The sequence below is a fragment of the Rhizobium sp. UFLA01-1127 genome, from assembly GCF_059803845.1.
On sequence record NZ_JAUQTZ010000022.1, the window covers coordinates 29,494 to 47,653 of the forward strand.

General features: G+C 62.2%; 19 protein-coding genes and 1 other RNA gene. 13 read left to right on the forward strand and 7 right to left on the reverse strand.

Annotation, left to right across the window (positions count from 1 at the left end):
- Positions 1-52: 52 nt before the first annotated feature.
- A complete protein-coding gene (locus Q4Q11_RS07925) occupies positions 53-631 on the reverse strand; it encodes a c-type cytochrome (protein ID WP_112513295.1) in 579 nt (192 codons plus the stop codon).
- A 151-nt stretch (positions 632-782) separates the two neighbouring features.
- Here Q4Q11_RS07925 and Q4Q11_RS07930 point away from each other — a divergent pair, with 151 nt between their 5' ends.
- Positions 783-1,538 carry a 3-deoxy-manno-octulosonate cytidylyltransferase gene (locus tag Q4Q11_RS07930; RefSeq protein WP_113337457.1) on the forward strand — a complete coding sequence of 252 codons (756 nt, stop codon included), beginning with the start codon at positions 783-785 and terminating at the stop codon, positions 1,536-1,538.
- 24 nt (positions 1,539-1,562) lie between these two features.
- Positions 1,563-2,417: a prephenate dehydratase gene (locus Q4Q11_RS07935; RefSeq protein WP_112513296.1), complete on the forward strand. Its 855-nt coding sequence runs from the start codon at positions 1,563-1,565 to the stop codon at positions 2,415-2,417.
- A 98-nt stretch (positions 2,418-2,515) separates the two neighbouring features.
- Here the strand turns inward: Q4Q11_RS07935 and Q4Q11_RS07940 are convergent, their stop codons facing one another.
- The 5 genes from Q4Q11_RS07940 to Q4Q11_RS07960 form a co-directional block, all read right to left on the reverse strand.
- On the reverse strand, positions 2,516-2,884 hold the full coding sequence (locus Q4Q11_RS07940) for a VOC family protein (RefSeq protein ID WP_113217487.1): 369 nt from the start codon (positions 2,882-2,884) through the stop codon (positions 2,516-2,518).
- Positions 2,885-3,090: 206 nt separating this feature from the next.
- A complete protein-coding gene (locus tag Q4Q11_RS07945; protein ID WP_498569148.1) occupies positions 3,091-3,324 on the reverse strand; it encodes a hypothetical protein in 234 nt (77 codons plus the stop codon).
- Between the two features lie 83 nt (positions 3,325-3,407).
- Positions 3,408-4,094: a helix-turn-helix transcriptional regulator gene (locus Q4Q11_RS07950; RefSeq protein WP_112513299.1), complete on the reverse strand. Its 687-nt coding sequence runs from the start codon at positions 4,092-4,094 to the stop codon at positions 3,408-3,410.
- Between the two features lie 12 nt (positions 4,095-4,106).
- Entirely contained in the window at positions 4,107-5,066 is a 960-nt protein-coding gene (nudC, locus tag Q4Q11_RS07955; RefSeq protein WP_498569149.1) for an NAD(+) diphosphatase, read from the reverse strand.
- Positions 5,063-5,473: an HIT family protein gene (locus Q4Q11_RS07960; protein WP_498569150.1), complete on the reverse strand. Its 411-nt coding sequence runs from the start codon at positions 5,471-5,473 to the stop codon at positions 5,063-5,065. The genes nudC and Q4Q11_RS07960 overlap by 4 nt, the downstream gene beginning before the upstream one ends.
- A 91-nt stretch (positions 5,474-5,564) precedes the next feature.
- Here Q4Q11_RS07960 and ffs point away from each other — a divergent pair.
- The 3 genes from ffs to Q4Q11_RS07975 all read left to right on the forward strand — a co-directional run bounded on the left by ffs (position 5,565) and on the right by Q4Q11_RS07975 (position 8,011).
- Positions 5,565-5,662, forward strand: an RNA gene (ffs, locus tag Q4Q11_RS07965) — signal recognition particle sRNA small type.
- A gap of 44 nt (positions 5,663-5,706) precedes the next feature.
- Positions 5,707-7,581 (forward strand): DNA polymerase III subunit gamma/tau, encoded by a 1,875-nt coding sequence (locus Q4Q11_RS07970; RefSeq protein ID WP_498569151.1) that lies wholly within the window; start codon positions 5,707-5,709, stop codon positions 7,579-7,581.
- A 106-nt stretch (positions 7,582-7,687) separates the two neighbouring features.
- Entirely contained in the window at positions 7,688-8,011 is a 324-nt protein-coding gene (locus Q4Q11_RS07975; protein ID WP_037155519.1) for a YbaB/EbfC family nucleoid-associated protein, read from the forward strand.
- 16 nt (positions 8,012-8,027) lie between these two features.
- Here the strand turns inward: Q4Q11_RS07975 and Q4Q11_RS07980 are convergent, their stop codons facing one another.
- Positions 8,028-8,504 carry an Lrp/AsnC family transcriptional regulator gene (locus Q4Q11_RS07980; RefSeq protein WP_498569152.1) on the reverse strand — a complete coding sequence of 159 codons (477 nt, stop codon included), beginning with the start codon at positions 8,502-8,504 and terminating at the stop codon, positions 8,028-8,030.
- A 112-nt stretch (positions 8,505-8,616) separates the two neighbouring features.
- On the opposite strand from Q4Q11_RS07980, the gene Q4Q11_RS07985 reads away from it, so the two are divergent.
- The 8 genes from Q4Q11_RS07985 to infB all read left to right on the forward strand — a co-directional run bounded on the left by Q4Q11_RS07985 (position 8,617) and on the right by infB (position 18,036).
- Positions 8,617-9,153 carry an RBBP9/YdeN family alpha/beta hydrolase gene (locus Q4Q11_RS07985; protein WP_498569153.1) on the forward strand — a complete coding sequence of 179 codons (537 nt, stop codon included), beginning with the start codon at positions 8,617-8,619 and terminating at the stop codon, positions 9,151-9,153.
- Between the two features lie 94 nt (positions 9,154-9,247).
- Positions 9,248-9,859 (forward strand): LysE family translocator, encoded by a 612-nt coding sequence (locus Q4Q11_RS07990; protein WP_112513328.1) that lies wholly within the window; start codon positions 9,248-9,250, stop codon positions 9,857-9,859.
- Between the two features lie 134 nt (positions 9,860-9,993).
- Positions 9,994-10,599 carry a recombination mediator RecR gene (recR, locus tag Q4Q11_RS07995; protein ID WP_112338892.1) on the forward strand — a complete coding sequence of 202 codons (606 nt, stop codon included), beginning with the start codon at positions 9,994-9,996 and terminating at the stop codon, positions 10,597-10,599.
- A 246-nt stretch (positions 10,600-10,845) separates the two neighbouring features.
- Positions 10,846-12,072 (forward strand): lytic murein transglycosylase, encoded by a 1,227-nt coding sequence (locus Q4Q11_RS08000; RefSeq protein ID WP_498569163.1) that lies wholly within the window; start codon positions 10,846-10,848, stop codon positions 12,070-12,072.
- 158 nt (positions 12,073-12,230) lie between these two features.
- Positions 12,231-12,836, forward strand: coding sequence for a ribosome maturation factor RimP (gene rimP / locus Q4Q11_RS08005; protein WP_113216830.1), 606 nt, complete (start codon positions 12,231-12,233; stop codon positions 12,834-12,836).
- 63 nt (positions 12,837-12,899) lie between these two features.
- Positions 12,900-14,510 carry a transcription termination factor NusA gene (nusA, locus tag Q4Q11_RS08010; protein WP_112513276.1) on the forward strand — a complete coding sequence of 537 codons (1,611 nt, stop codon included), beginning with the start codon at positions 12,900-12,902 and terminating at the stop codon, positions 14,508-14,510.
- Positions 14,507-15,199, forward strand: coding sequence for an RNA-binding protein (locus Q4Q11_RS08015; protein WP_498569154.1), 693 nt, complete (start codon positions 14,507-14,509; stop codon positions 15,197-15,199). The genes nusA and Q4Q11_RS08015 overlap by 4 nt, the downstream gene beginning before the upstream one ends.
- Positions 15,200-15,300: 101 nt before the next feature.
- Positions 15,301-18,036 (forward strand): translation initiation factor IF-2, encoded by a 2,736-nt coding sequence (gene infB, locus Q4Q11_RS08020; RefSeq protein WP_113222952.1) that lies wholly within the window; start codon positions 15,301-15,303, stop codon positions 18,034-18,036.
- Positions 18,037-18,160: the final 124 nt, after the last annotated feature.

The window sequence follows — 18,160 nt, forward strand, 5'->3', positions numbered from 1 at the left end:
GTAAACAACCCGGCCTTGGTGGCCGGGTTTTCTATCCGCAGTCCGGATTGCCTCAGTTCGTAGCGGCCGGCGCGTTCGGATCCGGCAGCGGCACCTGCGTATCGGCAAGCGTGCGCAGATAGGCGATCACGTTGGCGCGATCCTCTTCCTTCGGCAAGCCGGCAAAACCCATCGCCGTTCCAGCCACGAATTTCTTCGGAGCGGCCAGGAAGTGATAGAGGTGATCGTAGGTCCACTTCTCCGAGCCGCCTTTGGAGAAGTCCTTCATGCCGGACGAATAGGCAAAGCCCTCGTGCTCGGCGACGGGACGATCGACGACGCCCCAGAGATCTGGACCGACCTTGTTCGGCCCTCCCTTTTCCCCGGAGTGACAGGCTTGACACTTCTTGAAGATCGCTTCTCCGGCTTTGGCGTCGGCCTTCTGCAAGAGCTGAGCGATCGGCGTTTCCGCCTTGGCGGCGGCAGCCTTGTCGCCACCCGCTGCCGGCTCCTCTGCCGCAACGATGGCGAAACCGGGCTTTTCCGGCGTCTCTGTATGGAAAATAAATCCTGACGCGAGCGACACGGACTTCAACACGAACAGCGTGGCCAAAAGTGCCCCGACTCCCATGTTCACGTAGGATGAATTCATCTGCTATGCTCCCCTCGCCGCCGGCATCCTCCGCCGGCCCATCTTGAATTCGCGCGAAACCTATGTCTTTTGGCTGTTTCTTGCAACTGTGCAAACGGCCTCCGCCATGAGACGTTTTGACACTTTTCCCTTGGGAATAGAAGGCCCAACAATGACTGATCCGAATTTAGACAAGACGCTGGTCCTCATTCCCGCCCGCATGGCCTCCACGCGCCTGCCGGGCAAGCCGCTCGCCGACATTTGCGGCCTGCCCATGATCGTACAGGTTGCCAAGCGTGCGCGCGAGGCGGCGATCGGTCGCATCGTCGTCGCCGTCGACCACAAGGACACTTATGCCGCCGTCGCCGATGCCGGCTTTGACGTCGTCATGACACGTGGAGACCACCAATCCGGTTCCGACCGCATCTACGAGGCGCTGCAGGCCGTCGATCCGCAAGGCCGCGCCGAGATCGTCGTCAATGTGCAGGGCGACCTGCCGACGATCGATCCCGAGACCATCCGCGCCTCGCTGCGCCCGCTCGAGAATCCGGCCGTCGATATCGCCACGCTGGCCGTCGTGATCAAGGACGAAGAAGAGAAGACCCTGCCAAGCGTGGTCAAGGTCATCGGCTCGCAGATTTCGAACGATCGCCTGCGCGCTCTCTATTTCACCCGCGCTACCGCGCCCTACGGCGAGGGGCCGCTCTATCATCACATCGGCCTTTACACCTATCGCCGCGCCGCCCTCGAAAAATTCGTCCAGGCCGGCCCGTCGCCGCTGGAGCGGCGCGAATCACTGGAGCAGCTGCGGGCGCTGGAAGCCGGCATGCGCATCGATGTCGAGATCGTTGACACGGTTCCCCTCGGTGTCGATACTCCCGCCGACCTCGAAAAGGCCAGACGCATCCTCTCCGCCGCCTCTCACTGACGGCATTCCCCCAAGGGCAGTTCCATGATCAGCAAGACCAACAAGATCTCTTTCCAGGGCGACTACGGTGCCAATTCCGACATGGCCAGCCGTGACATGTTCCCGACCATGGAGCCTCTGCCCTGCCAGACCTTCGAAGATGCCTTTGCCGCGATCGACAACGGCGAAGCCGATCTCGGCATGATTCCGATCGAGAACACGATCGCCGGCCGTGTCGCCGACATTCATCATCTTCTGCCGGATTCGCGCCTGCATATCGTCGGCGAATACTTCATGCCGATCCGCTTCCAGCTCATGGTTCTGCCCGGCGTCAAGAAGGAAGAGATCCGCACGGTGCACAGCCACATCCATGCGCTGGGTCAATGCCGCAACATTGTGCGCGCCAACGGCTGGAAACCCGTTATCGCCGGCGACACCGCAGGCGCCGCCAAGCTCGTGCAGGAAAGCGGGGACCGCAGCATGGCAGCGCTCGCGCCCCGGCTCGCAGCCGATCTCTACGGGCTGGAGATCATTGCCGAGAATGTCGAGGACACCGAAAACAACATGACGCGCTTCGTCGTCCTGTCGCGGGACGAAAACTGGGCGGAGCGCAGCTCGCCGGACGAAAAGATCGTCACCACCTTCGTCTTCAACGTCCGCAACATTCCGGCCGCGCTCTACAAGGCGCTTGGCGGCTTTGCCACCAACGGCATCAACATGACGAAGCTCGAAAGCTACCAGCTCGGCGGCCGTTTCGTGGCAACGCAGTTCTATGCCGATATCGAGGGCCATCCTTCGGATCCGCATGTGCGCCGCGCGCTGGAAGAACTGCGCTTCTTCTCCGAAAAGGTTCGCATCCTCGGCGTCTACAAGGGCCATCCGATGCGCGGCGATCTTTAGGATCTCCGGCCTGATAAGCCCCTCATCCGGCCTGCCGGCCACCTTCTCCCCGCGGGCGGGGAGAAGGTTAGGGTGAGGGGCAAATATAAGCTCAAGCTTTATTTATCCGGCTCACAAACGCGAAGACGATGGCCGTCGGGATCGAGCACGACGAAGGTCGGGCCGAAATCCATCGTCGTCAATTCCTGCGCGATCGGCAGGCCGCGCGCCTTCCAATCCTTGTAGTGCCGTTCGACGGCGCCGGCGCCTTCGACCATGAAGCCCAGTTCGCCGCGATTGCCGATCGCCGAGGGCTGCGGCTCGACGCTGCTGCGCCGCCACAGCCCGAGGCTCAGGCCGTTGTCGAGCCCGAAGGCCACGAAGTTGGGCGATGCGAAAGCCGGCTCGCGGCCGAGCAGATCGCGGTAGAACGGCGTGCTTTCACTGGGGTCCTTGACGTAGAAGATGATGAGGTTCGGGCTGGTCATTTGGACATTCCTCTTGTTTTGGTGGATATGAAGGCATGCGAAGGCAGTCCGGCGAACGGAGCGGAGCCGCCGGGGATGGCTTTGTCAGAGTATTGTCGGAGGTTTGCACAGACGCATTTCCGAAGGGCATAGCGCCGTTTGGATCAGCCTGCTGCGCTCGAGTTCTTGATTGTGCTCATATCCTTATCGCGAAGGTCGCGGCATGCTTAGCGACGCATCCGGTCTTCCTCACGGTAAGGGGCGCGGCCATCCAGGAAGCCGAGATCGCGCTTGACGGAGTTTGGCGTTTCCTCGATGTCGAGGCGATCCCAGCCGCGGGTGAAACAGCCAAGCACAATCTGCGAGAAGCGAGCCGGCCATGCTGGCGCCGGACGATCTTTGCTTTCGCGTGCCTTGACGCCACCGCGATGCGTTTGTTGCATGAAAACATTGCTTGCCATGATCGGCCCTCCTTCCTGCTTGGATGGTGCCGATAATAACCAAGCCTACTGACAGTTTCTGGCAGTAGCGTTGCGCAGACGGATCAATTGTGAGCCACGCCCTCCCGCGCCTGCCATTCTCTGGCGAGGGCAACACGCCGGCGCGGGTAGCGTGCCTCCAGCACCGCGAAATCGACGATGCGATCGGCGCGGAAATGGCGAAAATCCTGGCGCAGCTCGCACCAGGCCATGATGATACGCGAGTTGTCGAAATAGCCGAGCGCGAATGGCCAGATGCGCCGGGTCGAGATGGCACCGTTCACATCACCATAGGTCAGCTGCACCATGCGCTCAGTGCGGATTGCCTTGCGCATCAGGGAGAGATCTGCCTTGTCTTCGGTGATGCGGCGCGTGCCGACGACCACGGCCGCCTGGTCGACCGCCTCGCGGAGGTCCGCGGGCAGCACGGCGGCAATCTTTGCGAGCGCATCGGTTCCTGCGGCCGCCAGACGGGCGTCGGTTGCACGCGCCACCCACCTCGATCCCAGCACCAGCGCTTCGATCTCATCCTGCGAAAACATCATCGGCGGCAGCATGAAACCGGGCTTCAGCACATAACCGATGCCGGGCTCACCTTCTATCATGGCGCCCTGCGACTGCAGGCTGGCAATATCGCGATAGAGCGTGCGCAGGCTGACGCCGGTCTCCTCGGCCAGAACGGCACCGCTCACCGGACGCCGGTAGCGCCGCAGTGTCTGCAACAGCGTCAGCAGGCGTTCCGAGCGGGCCATGGCAGGATAGTCCTAGCGCTTCCATTCCACCCAGTCGCGCATCAGGCGATGGGCAATGGCGCCCTTGGGCGGGGATGTGTTGCCGGATGCCGAAACGTGATCGAGCATCGCAAGCGTCTCTTCCGGGGTGAACCAGCGGCAATCCTCAAGCTCGGCCTCGTCCATATGGATGTCGATCGACCTCGCCTCGGCATAGCAGCCGATCATGAGGGAATGCGGCATCGGCCAAGGCTGCGAGGCATGATAGCGCACGCGGCCGATATGGATGCCGGATTCCTCGAGTGTCTCGCGGCGCACCGCATTTTCGATGGTTTCGCCCGGCTCGACGAAACCGGCAAGACAGGAATACATGCCGGGCGCGAAATGATGGCTGCGGCCGAGGAGGCAGCGATTCCTTTCCTCATCGATGCAAAGCATGATGACCACCGGATCCGTGCGCGGGAAGATCATGTGTTCGCAGGCCGTACAGACCCGCTTGTAGCCGCCGATGCGGCTTTCCATGACCGAGCCGCAGCGTCCGCAGAAACGGTTGTCGCCATTCCAGCGCAGGAGGCTCATGCCCTGCGCCGCCTCGCCGAGGATTTCGCCTTCCAGCAGAAGATCGCGCCAGAGCGAGCGCATGTCGGCAGGCTTGTACTGGCTGGCGAGTTCATCGGCATTGACGCGCACGGGTACGGCAAGCCGGGGCTCGCCGGTCTTGCGGTAGCCGAGCAACACAGCCTCCTCCCAATTCGGGTCGAGCTCCTGCAGCTCATAGCGGGCAAACAGCGGATCGAGCACCTGGCCATCATGCTTCAAAACAAGCCGATCCCGTGCGAATGCCAGGATATGCGTGCCTTCCTTGGCGAGCGCATGCTTGATCGATTCCTCGTCGCGATGCTCCGCATCCCGGTTGAGCTGGTTTTCCGCAAAAGCGGTGAGACTGCTTGGTTCCGGATGCGGGGCATCCGAGGAAAAGATGGAGTGGCTCATTGTGAAAGCGTTTCCCGCAACTTGGCTATCAGGCTGTTCATGTCTTCGTCCGAATAGGGTTCCGCCTTGCCGTAGCCCCAGACCGGGCCTGGCCAGTTGGCATCACCTTCGAACCGCGCGATGACATGAACATGCAGCTGACGGACGATATTTCCAAGTGCCCCGACGTTGATTTTTGTGGCTCCCGTCAGCGTCTTCAACGCGCCTGCGGCCTTATCCGTTTCGAAGGTCAGCAAGACCCGGTCGAGCGGGGTCAGCTCGAAAACTTCCGATTTGTCGGGTCTGCGGGGGATCAGCACGAGCCAGGGCCAGCGGCGGTCCTTCATCAGCCTGACGTCACAGAGGCCGGTTATGGTGACTGAAACGCTGTCATTCGCCAGACGATCGTCGAGCGTGAACTCCTTCAAAGGGGCATCCTCCATTGTTTTATCAAATGTTTAGCAGTTTTTTTTGACCTTGGCTTGCTTTTGATGACGATATTGCCGATATGTGCATTCGGGAGGTTGGTGGTGGACGAGCCACTCGCCAACCGGGTCAGGTCCGGAAGGAAGCAGCCCTAACGAGCCCGGCACGGGTCATTCGTGCCAGCCTCCCACCACTCCGAAAGCAAGACCCGGCTTTCCGGGCGACAAGCAGGGCGATGAGCGACACCGAGCGACAAGCAAAAGATGCCGCTTCGACCGGCACCGGTTACCGGGTGCTGGCCCGCAAATACAGGCCGAAGGACTTCACCGACCTGATGGTCGGCCAGGAGCCGATGGTTCGCACGCTGACCAACGCGTTCGAGACCGGCCGCATCGCCCAAGCCTATATGCTGACGGGCGTGCGCGGCGTCGGCAAGACGACGACGGCCCGCATCCTTGCACGCGGCCTCAACTACAAGACCGCCGACATCGATCGCCCCACCATCGATCTGCGTGAACCCGGCGAACATTGCCAGGCGATCATGGAAGGCAGGCATGTCGACGTCATCGAAATGGACGCCGCCTCGCATACAGGTATCGACGATATCCGCGAAATCATCGAGCAGGTGCGCTACCGTCCGGTTTCGGCCCGCTACAAGGTCTACATCATCGACGAAGTGCACATGCTGTCGACGGCGGCCTTCAACGGGCTCTTGAAGACGCTGGAAGAGCCGCCCGAGCATGTGAAGTTCATCTTCGCGACGACGGAAATCCGTAAAGTTCCGATCACGGTGCTGTCGCGCTGCCAGCGCTTCGACCTGCGCCGTATCAGCGCCTCCGATCTCGTCGGGCTATTCACCACCATCGCCGGCAAGGAAGGCATCGAGGCCGAGCCGGACGCGCTCGCCATGATCGCCCGCGCCGCCGAAGGTTCGGCGCGCGACGGCCTGTCGCTGCTCGACCAGGCGATCGCCCATGGCAGCGGCTTCGTCGCTGCCGATGCGGTGCGCGCAATGCTCGGGCTCGCCGACCGCGCGCGCATCGTCGATCTCTTCGGCCATGTCGTCAAAGGCGATGTCTCGGCGGCGCTTGCCGAATTCAACAGCCAGTACGAGGCCGGCGCCAATCCCGTCGTCGTGCTCACCGACCTTGCCGATTTCACCCATCTCGTGACCCGCCTCAAATATGTGCCCGATGCCGCCGACGATCCGTCGCTCAGCGAAATCGAGCGCACGAAAGCGGCGGAATTCGCGCAAGGGGTTGCGGTCACAGCACTTTCCCGCATCTGGCAGATGCTTCTCAAGGGCATCACCGAGACCGAGAATGCCGCGCGCACCGCCGGTGCGGCCGAAATGGTGCTGATCCGGCTCGCGCACGCCGCCCATTTGCCGGCACCGGAAGATGCTGCCCGCAGGCTTGCCGAATTTTCCGAAGGCAGCGGCGGCTCCCGCCCGTCGCCGTCCCCTGGCGGCGGCAATGGCGGTGGAGCGGTGTCCTATCAGGGCAATGCCATGGCGCGCGCGGTCGAAACACCGGCGCCGCGACCCACGCACTCCGCCTCCGTCGCGATGCTGCGTGCCGTACCGAATACACAGCCGGATTCGCAACCCGTCGGACGCATCGAGCAGAAACCCGCCGAGGCGCCGAAGCCGCTCGTGCCGGTCAATTCGATGGCCGATATCGCCGAACTCGCCAGTCAGAAGCGCGATCCGAAGCTGAAGGCGCTGGTGCGCACCTTCGTGCGTCCGGTCAAGCTGGAACCGGGAAGGCTCGATGTCAGCCTGACGCCGGGCGCTCCCGGCACGCTGCTGAACGAACTCGCCGTCAAGCTGAAGGAATGGACCGGGATCCACTGGATCGTCAGCCTCAGCCGCGAGGAAGGCCAGCCGACGCTTGTCGAGGCCGAGGCGAACGCCCAGAAGCAGCGGGTCGCCGATGCGCGGCAGGACCCCGACGTCGCCGCGATCCTGGCGCAATTTCCGGGCGCAAAGATCATCGACGTGCGGGTGCGGGCACCTGAGGCGGACGAAGAGGACGAAGCCGCCGCTCCGCCGGCAATCGCCGAATCCGTCGATGGCGATATCCTGCCGGGCGACGATATAGAATTCTAGGGGTAGGATGGACGGTAGCAAACCCGCCCGGCTCGCCGAGCAGCGGCGGCCGCGGGAATACATCTCTGCCAAGAAATAGACGTTTGCAGAAGAAGGACCAAAGACGATGCGCGACATCATGGGCATGATGGGCAAAGTGAAGGAAATGCAGGCCAAGATGGAGAAGATGCAGTCGGAGATCGCCGACATTCGCGTCGAAGGCAAGGCCGGCGGCGGCCTCGTCACCGTCACCGTCAACGGCAAGGGCCTGATGGTCGGCCTCAAGATCGATCCGTCGCTCTTCAAGGAAGACGATGTCGAGATTCTCGAAGACCTGATCGTTGCCGCCAACAAGGATGCTCAGGAAAAGGCCGAGGCAATCGCCGCCGAAAAGACGCGCGAACTCACAGCCGGCCTGCCGATCCCGCCCGGCTTCAAGCTGCCTTTCTGAGGCTAGTCTATTTCCTTCAGCGTGCGGTCGCCTTGCGAATGAGATCGCGGCCGATCGCCTTTGCCGGCTCGTTCCGCAGCACCAGCGACGTCGTCACGGCGCCATGACGCGCGACGGAATCGACGATGGTTTCAAGGTCCGACGGTGTCGGCACGAGAACCTTGAGCAGGAAGCAATCTTCGCCCGTCAGCCTCAAGACCTCGATAATCTCGGGCATTTCCGAAAACTGCTTCAGGCAGGGCCGGATATGCTCATGCGTGGTTCGCAGCCGGATGACCGCCATCATGCCGAGCCCGACGACGGCGGGATCGATGATGGCGCGATAAGCTGCAATCACGCCGCGCTCTTCCAGCCGCTTCAGCCGCTCCGAGGCCGCCGGCTGCGAGAGGCCGACGCGGCGGCCAAGTTCCGATACCGAGATTCGTCCATCCTGCTGCAGGATCTCGACGATCGATAGATCCGTCGGATCCAGCCCTCTTTCGACATTATCCATTCCACACCTTCAATTCATCGGTTCGCGAAGGTTTTATCCAATGGATTGCAATGTCAATCGATCGAGCGACATGGCAGGTTTCTCCACGAGGAAATAAGGAGAAAGGATTGGCATGAGCGATATCATCATGTTGCCGGGGCTTGGCGGCTCGGGCGAAAATCACTGGCAGACACTATGGGAGCGACAAAACCCCAACACGCGCAGGTTCCAGCCGCCGAGCTGGGACAGACCGGAACTCGCGGACTGGATTGCTGCGCTAGAGAAGGAGATCTCGAGCTCTAGAACGCCGCCGATCCTGATCGCGCATAGTCTTGCCTGCCAGCTCATCGTCCATTGGGTTCCCGTGAAGAAAACGGCAATCCTCGGCGCCTTTCTGGTGGCCGCTCCCGACCCCACAGGCGAAATCTATCTGGCCGAAGCCGGCAGCTTCGCCGATCCGCCACAGCAGAGGCTGCCCTTTCCATCCCTGCTCGTCGCCAGCACCGACGATCCTTTCGGCTCCATCGACCATGCGCGTCACAGTGCCGAAATCTGGGGCAGCACCTTTGTCGAGGTCGGGCCATGCGGCCATATCAATGCTGCATCAGGACTAGGGGACTGGCCGGAAGGCAAGGCAATTTTCGAGCGCTTTCGCGCGCAGCTCGAATAAGCGCAATTCGCCATTTGGAAAAATCGGGCCGGAATGCTATCTCTGACCGTCTTCGTCCAGATATCGTCTGGCCTGCCCGATCGGAGGGAATGCGATGAGCCTGTCGACGCTGCTTGTTTTTGCCGGTGCCTTGTTCATCGCAGCGGGGTCGCCGGGACCTAGCATTGCCGCGCTGGTGGCACGCGTGCTGACGAAGGGCGCGCGCGATGTCCTGCCGTTTCTTGCCGCCATGTGGCTCGGCGAGGCAATCTGGCTGACCTGCGCCATCGCCGGCCTTGCGACCATTGCCGAGACTTTCCATGTCGCCTTCGTGGCGATCAAATGGCTCGGTGTCGCCTATCTGCTCTATCTTGCATGGAAAATGTGGTTTGCGGCCTCCGACACGACGGAAGAACAGTTGCCGGATGCACAATCGCCCGCGCGACTGTTTCTCGCCGGCTTCACGGTCACCATGGGCAATCCGAAGATCATGGTATTCTACGTGGCGCTGCTGCCTTCGATCATCGATCTGCATGGCGTGGCGATATCTGGCTGGGCCGAGCTGGTGGCGACGATGTTCGTGGTTCTCATCGTCATCGATCTCTCCTGGGCGATGCTTGCCGCGAAGGCGAGAACCTTCCTGAAGAGCCGCCGCGCCGTTCGCATTGCCAACCGCGCCAGCGCCGGCACTATGGCGGGCGCGGCCGTAGCGATCGCCATGCGTTAGGTTCGGGAATTTTCGAACTCCATCCCTGAACACGGCGTAAAGATAGCATGCGATTGGAAACGGCCGGGATTTTTCCTTTGCCGACCGTCCGTTCCGTGATTCCGTTCTCGAAGCTTATGAGCTAAAAGCCTCCAATGGCAAAGCGAGTCACCGGCCCCGAAATCGAAAAACTCATCCAGCTTCTGGCAAAAGTGCCGGGCCTTGGGCCGCGCTCGGCGCGCCGCGCGGCGCTGCATCTGATCAAGAAGAAGGATCAGCTTCTCGGGCCGCTGTCCCATGCCATGGGCGACGCCTATGACAAGGTGAAGATCTGTTCGCGCTGCGGCAATGTCGATACCGTCGATCCCTGCACCGTCTGCACCGACGACCGACGCGACCAGTCCGTCATCATCGTCGTCGAGGATGTCTCCGACCTCTGGGCACTGGAACGATCGGGCGCGATGAACGCCGCCTATCACGTTCTCGGCGGCGTCTTGTCACCGCTCGACGGCGTCGGGCCTGACGATCTCAATATTCGCGGGCTGATCGCGCGCGTCGGCGAAGGCGGCGTCCGCGAGATCATCATCGCCGTCAACGCCACGGTCGAAGGGCAAACCACAGCACACTATATAACCGACCAGCTGGATGGCCTCGAGGTCAAGATCACCCGCCTTGCCCATGGCGTGCCTGTCGGCGGCGAACTAGATTATCTTGATGAGGGCACGCTGGCGGCAGCGCTGAGGGCGCGGACGGCGATTTGAGGATTTTCGCGAAGATATAAAGGACTGCGTATGAGGAGAGTCCATACCCCCCTCTGTCAGCTTTCGCTGACATCTCCCCCACAAGGGGGGAGATTGGTTGCCCGCAGCGGCGATCTGCCTCAAACCAATATCCTGCCTGCAGAAACTTCGAACTATCGACATGGCACGAAGCTCGCCGCCAACAATCTCCCCCCTTGTGGGGGAGATGTCCCGAAAGGGACAGAGGGGGGTATCTCGCGGCACGTTCTGCGGTTGCTCATCCTCCTCCTCGCCCTCCTCCCCTTTCCCGCTCTCGCCGCCTCCAAAACCGACGTCGAGGCGCAGTTTCAGGCCTGGATACAGAAGAATTTCTGGCCCGAGGCGCAAAAGGCCGGAATTTCCGAAAAGACTTTCCAGGCCGCCTTCGCCGGCGTAACGCTGAACTGGGATCTGCCTGACCTCGAGCCGCCGGGCTTCCCGAAGCCCAAACAACAGGCGCAAACCCAGGCCGAGTTCTCCTCCCCCGCCCCCTATTTCAACGAGGCGCGGCTGCAGAAGCTCGCCGCAACAGGGCGGGGGCTTGCTTCGCAATATGGACCGGTGCTGCGGCGGATCGAGAAAACCTATGGCGTTCCGGGACCGATCCTGCTCGCCATCTGGGGCCGCGAGACCGGTTTCGGCATTGCCAAGCTGCCGAATTCCGCGATCCAGGTGCTGGCAACCAAAGCCTTCATGTCGACGCGCAAGGACATGTTTCGAACCGAGCTTATCGCCGCCCTGCGCATCCTCGAACATGGCGACGTCACGCCGGATCAGTTCAAGGGTTCCTGGGCCGGCGCACTCGGCCAGCCGCAGTTCATGCCGACCAACTATCTGAAATATGCCGTCGACTTCGACGGCGACGGCCACCGCAACATCTGGACCTCCGTGCCGGATACGCTGGCATCCATAGCCAACTATATGGTTCAGAAGGGCTGGCAGCGCGGCCGAAGCTGGGGATACGAGGTCACGATCCCGCAGAACGTTTCCTGCGCCCAGGAAGGCCCCGACCTTGCCAAGCCGATCTCGCAATGGGCCTCGCTTAGCATCACGCGGGTATCCGGCAAGGCATTTCCATCGGACGAATTGCGCGCCAGCGGCATGATGCTGGTGCCGGCCGGCCGCGACGGGCCGGAATTCATCGTGACGCCGAATTTCTACGTCATCAAGGAATACAACAATTCCGACCTCTACGGCCTCTATATCGGCAATCTCGCCGACCGCATTGCCGATGGCAGCGGCGCCTTCCAGGAAAAATGGGGCGATGTCGGCAAGATGCTGCGCTCCGACGTCGCCAACATGCAGAAGGCTCTGGAGCGCAAGGGCTACGATGTCGGCGGCACGGACGGCCTGCCCGGCTATAAGACGCGGCGCTCGATCGGTCAGTGGCAGGAAAAGAACGGCATGAAGCCCACCTGCTATCCCGATAGCTCGATGCTCGGCGTGCTGAAATAGCCCCGGAAACGGCTTTCGGCGCGAATGCCTTGCAATTCGCAGGAAAGAGGCTTATATCCGCATCAAATTCTTGATCGTGTGATGAAGAGTGGGCCGCAAGGACCCGCTCTTTTTTATTAGCGCGATCTCCCGATGCATGAAAAATGCGGAGTGAATGCTTGTCGGACGTGACAAACGCAGACAATACCAATGAACCCCGGCTGATCGTCGAAACCGGCCTTGATCAGCGCGTTGCCGCCATCATCGAGCCTGTCCTCGTGGGCATGGGCTTCCGCCTGGTGCGTGCGCGCCTCCTGAACCTGAACGGCCTGACGCTGCAGATCATGACCGAGCGCAACGACGGCACCATGACCGTCGAGGACTGCGAAGAGGTTTCCATGGCCATTTCGCCGGTGCTGGATGTGGAAGATCCGATCGATAAGGCGTATCATCTGGAAGTGTCGTCGCCGGGCATCGACCGCCCGATGGTGCGCAAGTCGGATTTCCAGCGCTGGATCGGCCACCTCGTCAAATGCGAAACGTCGATCCTCGTCGATAACCGCAAGCGCTTCCGCGGCAAGATCATCGCCGTCGATGCCAACGGTTTCACGATCGAGCGCGACCAGGTTACCCGTGGCGAGGAGCTCAAGGTGACCATTCCGTTCAGCACCTTGGCCGAAGCCAAGCTGATCCTGACGGACGATCTCATCCGCGACGCGCTGCGCGCCGACAAGCTGGCGAAAGCCGAGGCAGCGAACCAGAACGAAGCGGACGACGAAGAATAACCGATCAACGAACCGCCTGACGGAACGGGAACCCTGAGGGCTGGAAGACGGAGACTAAAGACAATGGCAGTCAGTGCGAACCGGCTAGAACTTCTGCAGATCGCAGATGCAGTGGCGCGCGAAAAGGTCATCGACCGCGAGATCGTGCTTGCCGCAATGGCGGATGCGATCCAGAAGGCCGCGCGCTCTCGTTACGGCACGGAATCGAATATCCGCGCCGACATCAACCCGAAGACGGGCGAGATCCGCCTGCAGCGTCTGCTCGAAGTGGTCGAGAAGGCCGAGGATTATTCCACGCAGATTCCGCTGGAACTGGCCCGCGACCGCAATCCGGACGCAGCCCTTGGCGATTTCATCGCCGATCCGCTGCCGCCGATGGATTTCGGCCGCATCGCCGCCCAGTCGGCCAAGCAGGTCATCGTGCAGAAGGTGCGCGAAGCCGAGCGTGACCGCCAGTTCGACGAATTCAAGGATCGCGTCGGCGAAATCGTCAACGGCACGGTCAAGCGCGTCGAATACGGCAACGTCATCGTCGATCTCGGCCGCGGCGAAGGCATCATCCGCCGTGACGAGATGATCCCGCGCGAAAACTTCCGCTACGGCGACCGCGTCCGCGCCTATGTCTACGACGTCCGCCGCGAGCAGCGCGGTCCGCAGATCTTCCTGTCGCGCACGCATCCGCAATTCATGGTCAAGCTCTTCACCATGGAAGTGCCGGAAATCTACGACGGCATCATCCAGGTGAAGTCGGTTGCCCGCGATCCGGGCTCACGCGCCAAGATCGCCGTCATCTCGAACGACTCGTCGATCGACCCGGTCGGCGCCTGCGTCGGTATGCGCGGTTCTCGCGTCCAGGCCGTCGTCGGCGAACTGCAGGGCGAAAAGATCGACATCATTCCCTGGTCCAACGAGCCGGCGAACTTCGTCGTCAACGCGCTTCAGCCCGCCGAAGTCGCCAAGGTCGTTCTCGATGAAGATGCCGAGCGCATCGAAGTCGTGGTTCCGGACGAGCAGCTGTCGCTCGCCATCGGCCGCCGCGGTCAGAATGTCCGCCTCGCGTCGCAGCTGACGGGCTGGGATATCGACATCATGACGGAAGCCGAGGAATCGGAACGCCGTCAGAAGGAATTCAACGAGCGCACCAACCTCTTCATGGATGCGCTCGACGTCGACGAAATGGTCGGCCAGGTTCTGGCCTCCGAGGGCTTTGCCGCTGTCGAGGAACTGGCCTACGTCGATCTCGACGAAATCTCCTCCATCGACGGTTTCGACGAAGACACCGCCCAGGAAATCCAGACCCGCGCCCGCGAATATCTCGAGAAGCTCGAAGCCGAGATGGACGAGAAGCGCAAGGCTCTCGGCGTTTCCGACGAGCTTCGTCAGATCAACGGCATGACGGCTCAGATGATGGTTGCTCTCGGCGAGGACGGCATCAAGACGATCGAGGACTTCGCCGGCTGCGCCGCCGACGACCTCGTCGGCTGGTCCGAGCGCAAGAACGGCGAAACGAAGAAGTTCGAAGGCCTGTTCTCCAAGCTCGAAGTCTCGCGCGTGGAAGCCGAACAGATGGTCGTGCAGGCCCGCCTGCTGGCCGGCTGGATCACCGAAGCCGATCTCGCCGCCGAAGCCGAAGAGGCATCGGAGGGTGAAGGCGAGGCCGAGCAGGAAGCATGATGAGCGCAGAGGGGCCGAAGGCCGCATCCGAAGACGACGATCTTGCGGGTGATGGCGCGAATGGCCGTATGTGCATCGTAACACGCGAAAGCGGATCGCCCGACGAGCTGATCCGCTTCGTCGCCGCTCCGGACGGAACCGTCGTTCCCGATCTGAAGCGGCAGCTGCCGGGACGCGGATGCTGGGTCAAGATCGACCGGGCGCTCGTGGACAAGGCAGTGGCAAAGAAGTTGTTCTCCCGCGCCCTGAAGGCGGAGGTGACCGCACCGAACGATCTCGGTGCCACCGTCGACCGCCTGCTTGCGGCGCAACTGGCCGGGATGATGAACATGGCGCGCAAGGCGGGCCAGTTCGTATCCGGCTCGTCGAAGGTGGACGGCGCCGTTCGCAACGGCTCGGCACTTGCCGTGTTCCATGCGATGAACGCTGCTGCCGACGGCGTGCGCAAGATCGACCAGGCCCGCAAGGCCTGGCATCTCGGCATGGAGACCGAAATGGAAATACCATCCTTCCGTGTCTTTACGGAGGCGGAAATGGACGAACTGATGGGCCAGAATGCTTTTATCCATGCCGCAGCGCTTGCAGGGCAGGCGGGTGAGGGTGTAGTGAAGCGCGCAAACCTGCTCGAACGGTACCGCAACGGCGGTCAGTCCCGGGCAACGGGCGGCGCTGGCCGGCGAAAACAATGACGCGGTCACCGGCCTCTGCCGGACGCCTCATTAAGGTACATGCATTGAACGACAGGGTCTGACGGATATTTCCGTACCCTGTCCGAAGGAACAGGAACGGAATGACCGACAATCAAGACGACAAGACGCTGAGTGTTTCGGGTAAGAAGACCCTCACCTTGAAACCTTCAGGCGTAAACCAGGGCACCGTGCGCCAGGACATGGGCCGCGGTCGCACCAAGGCGGTCGTGGTTGAAACCCGTAAGCGCCGCCCGCTACGTCCTGAAGACGAAAAGCCAATCACGCCGGCGACGACAGCCGCGCCATCGGTGACGCGTGTCGCCGAGCCGACGCCGCAGCCGCCGCGCCCGCCCCAGCCGGCTCCGCGCATTCATCAGCCGGGTGGCCAGCAGCAGCGCCCCGCGCAATCGAACCAGGGTTATCAGCAGCGTCCGCAGCAGGAACGCTCGTCGCGTCCGGTGGTTCTGAACCACCTGTCGGCCGACGAGATGGACGCTCGCCGCCGCGCGCTTGCCGACGCCCAGGCTCGTGACGCCGCCGACGCCGTTCGCCGCGCCGAGGAAGAGGCACGCCGCAGGCAGGAAGAAGAGGCACGCCGCGTCACCGAACAGGCCGAAGCCGCCCGCCGCGCCGAGGAAGAGGCCGCTCGTGCTGTCGAAGCCAAGGCAGCGGCGCCTGCCGCACCGGCCGAACCCCAGACAGAAGCTCCGAAGCCGGCAGCCCAACCCGCTCCGGCACCGGTCGTTGCGCGTCGTCCGGACGCGGCTCCGCAGCCGGCCCGCCCGGGTGCCCCCTCGATGGAGACGCCTGCCGCCCGGCGCCGCGTCAGCCAGGACGACGACGACCGCGGCCCGCCGCGTGGCGGCGCGCCTGTGCGCGGCAAGGTCGTGCGTCCGGAGCCGGCAAAGCCGGTCACCACGCGTCCGAAGACGGACGACGATCGCCGCCGCGGCAAGCTGACGGTTACCACGGCCGATGTCGACGAAGACGGCAACGCCCGCGGCCGCTCGCTTTCGGCCATGCGCCGCCGCCAGGAGAAGTTCCGTCGCAGCCAAATGCAGGAAACGCGCGAAAAGATTTCGCGTGAAGTCGTCCTGCCCGAGACCATCACCATTCAGGAACTGTCGCAGCGCATGTCCGAACGTGCCGTCGACGTCATCAAGTACCTGATGAAGGAAGGCCAGATGATGAAGCCGGGCGACGTCATCGACGCCGATCTGGCCGAGCTGATCGCCGGCGAATTCGGCCACACGGTCAAGCGCGTTTCGGAATCCGATGTCGAGCAAGGCATCTTCAACGTTGCCGACGAGGAAGGCGAGCTGGTTTCCCGTCCGCCGGTTGTCACCATTATGGGTCACGTCGACCACGGCAAGACCTCGCTGCTCGATGCCATCCGCCATGCGAACGTGGTTGCCGGCGAAGCCGGTGGCATCACCCAGCATATCGGCGCCTATCAGGTCGAGCAGAACGGTCAGAAGATCACCTTCATCGACACGCCCGGCCACGCCGCCTTCACGGCGATGCGTGCCCGCGGTGCCCAGGCGACCGACATCGCGATCCTCGTGGTTGCGGCCGACGACAGCGTGATGCCGCAGACGATCGAATCGATCAACCACGCCAAGGCGGCGGGTGTTCCGATCATCGTCGCGATCAACAAGATCGACAAGCACGAAGCCAATCCGCAGAAGGTCCGCACGGAACTGCTGCAGCATGAAGTCTTCGTCGAATCGATGGGCGGCGAAGTTCTCGACGTGGAAGTCTCCGCGAAGAACCGTACCAACCTCGACAAGCTGCTGGAAGCCATCCTGCTGCAGGCGGAAATCCTTGATCTCAAGGCCAATCCGAACCGCACGGCAGAGGGCACCGTCATCGAAGCCCAGCTTGATCGCGGTCGTGGCTCCGTTGCCACGGTCCTCGTTCAGAAGGGTACGCTGCGTCCGGGTCAGATCGTCGTCGCCGGCGATCAGTGGGGCCGCGTGCGCGCTTTGATCAACGACAAGGGCGAACATGTGAAGGAAGCCGGTCCGGCCACGCCCGTCGAGGTTCTCGGTCTTTCGGGTACGCCGGCTGCAGGTGATAAATTCGCCGTCGTCGAAAACGAAAGCCGCGCCCGCGAGATTTCGGAATACCGTCAGCGCCTGGCCCGCGACAAGGCGGCCGCACGCCAGTCCGGTCAGCGCGGTTCGCTCGAACAGATGATGACCCAGCTGCAGAGCGCCGGCGTGAAGGAATTCCCGCTGGTGGTCAAGGGCGACGTGCAGGGCTCGATCGAAGCCATTGCCGGTGCGCTCGAGAAGCTCGGTACCGACGAAGTCCGTGCGCGCATCGTCCATTCGGGCGCGGGCGGCATCACCGAGTCGGATATTTCGCTTGCCGAAGCCTCGAACGCGGCCATCATCGGCTTCAACGTTCGCGCCAATGCCCAGGCACGCCAGTTTGCCGAGCGCGAAGGCATCGAGATCCGCTACTACAACATCATCTACGACCTGGTGGATGACGTGAAGGCGGCAATGTCGGGCCTGCTTTCTCCGGAGCGCCGCGAAACCTTCCTCGGCAATGCCGAAATCCTCGAGGTGTTCAACATCACGAAGGTCGGCAAGGTCGCGGGTTGCCGCGTCACCGAGGGCAAGGTCGAGCGTGGCGTCGGTGTGCGTCTGGTCCGCGACAACGTCGTTATCCACGAGGGCAAGCTCAAGACGCTCAAGCGCTTCAAGGATGAAGTGTCGGAAGTCAATGTCGGCCAGGAATGCGGCATGGCCTTCGAAAACTACGAAGACATCCGCGCCGGCGACACGATCGAGTGCTTCCGCGTCGAGCATATCACCCGTACGCTCTGAGCGATCGTTCGATTTGCTAGATATCAAAACCGCCGGCCAAGACCGGCGGTTTTTTTATTGGATCCATCCGAATGAGGATGGACCACCGGCATGACCACTGTGCCTGAAGACGATCGCTCCATTA

Coding starts and splice junctions, on each gene's coding strand:
- Q4Q11_RS07980 (WP_498569152.1), bottom strand. CDS start 8,504: ATGGATAATGTCGAAAGAGGGCTGGATCCGACGGATCTATCGATCGTC.
- infB (WP_113222952.1), top strand. CDS start 15,301: ATGACCGACAATCAAGACGACAAGACGCTGAGTGTTTCGGGTAAGAAG.
- Q4Q11_RS07925 (WP_112513295.1), bottom strand. CDS start 631: ATGAATTCATCCTACGTGAACATGGGAGTCGGGGCACTTTTGGCCACG.
- Q4Q11_RS07935 (WP_112513296.1), top strand. CDS start 1,563: ATGATCAGCAAGACCAACAAGATCTCTTTCCAGGGCGACTACGGTGCC.
- Q4Q11_RS07930 (WP_113337457.1), top strand. CDS start 783: ATGACTGATCCGAATTTAGACAAGACGCTGGTCCTCATTCCCGCCCGC.
- Q4Q11_RS07985 (WP_498569153.1), top strand. CDS start 8,617: ATGAGCGATATCATCATGTTGCCGGGGCTTGGCGGCTCGGGCGAAAAT.
- Q4Q11_RS07950 (WP_112513299.1), bottom strand. CDS start 4,094: ATGGCCCGCTCGGAACGCCTGCTGACGCTGTTGCAGACACTGCGGCGC.
- recR (WP_112338892.1), top strand. CDS start 9,994: ATGGCAAAGCGAGTCACCGGCCCCGAAATCGAAAAACTCATCCAGCTT.
- Q4Q11_RS07940 (WP_113217487.1), bottom strand. CDS start 2,884: ATGACCAGCCCGAACCTCATCATCTTCTACGTCAAGGACCCCAGTGAA.
- Q4Q11_RS07945 (WP_498569148.1), bottom strand. CDS start 3,324: ATGGCAAGCAATGTTTTCATGCAACAAACGCATCGCGGTGGCGTCAAG.
- nudC (WP_498569149.1), bottom strand. CDS start 5,066: ATGAGCCACTCCATCTTTTCCTCGGATGCCCCGCATCCGGAACCAAGC.
- Q4Q11_RS08015 (WP_498569154.1), top strand. CDS start 14,507: ATGATGAGCGCAGAGGGGCCGAAGGCCGCATCCGAAGACGACGATCTT.
- Q4Q11_RS07970 (WP_498569151.1), top strand. CDS start 5,707: ATGAGCGACACCGAGCGACAAGCAAAAGATGCCGCTTCGACCGGCACC.
- Q4Q11_RS07990 (WP_112513328.1), top strand. CDS start 9,248: ATGAGCCTGTCGACGCTGCTTGTTTTTGCCGGTGCCTTGTTCATCGCA.
- nusA (WP_112513276.1), top strand. CDS start 12,900: ATGGCAGTCAGTGCGAACCGGCTAGAACTTCTGCAGATCGCAGATGCA.
- Q4Q11_RS07975 (WP_037155519.1), top strand. CDS start 7,688: ATGCGCGACATCATGGGCATGATGGGCAAAGTGAAGGAAATGCAGGCC.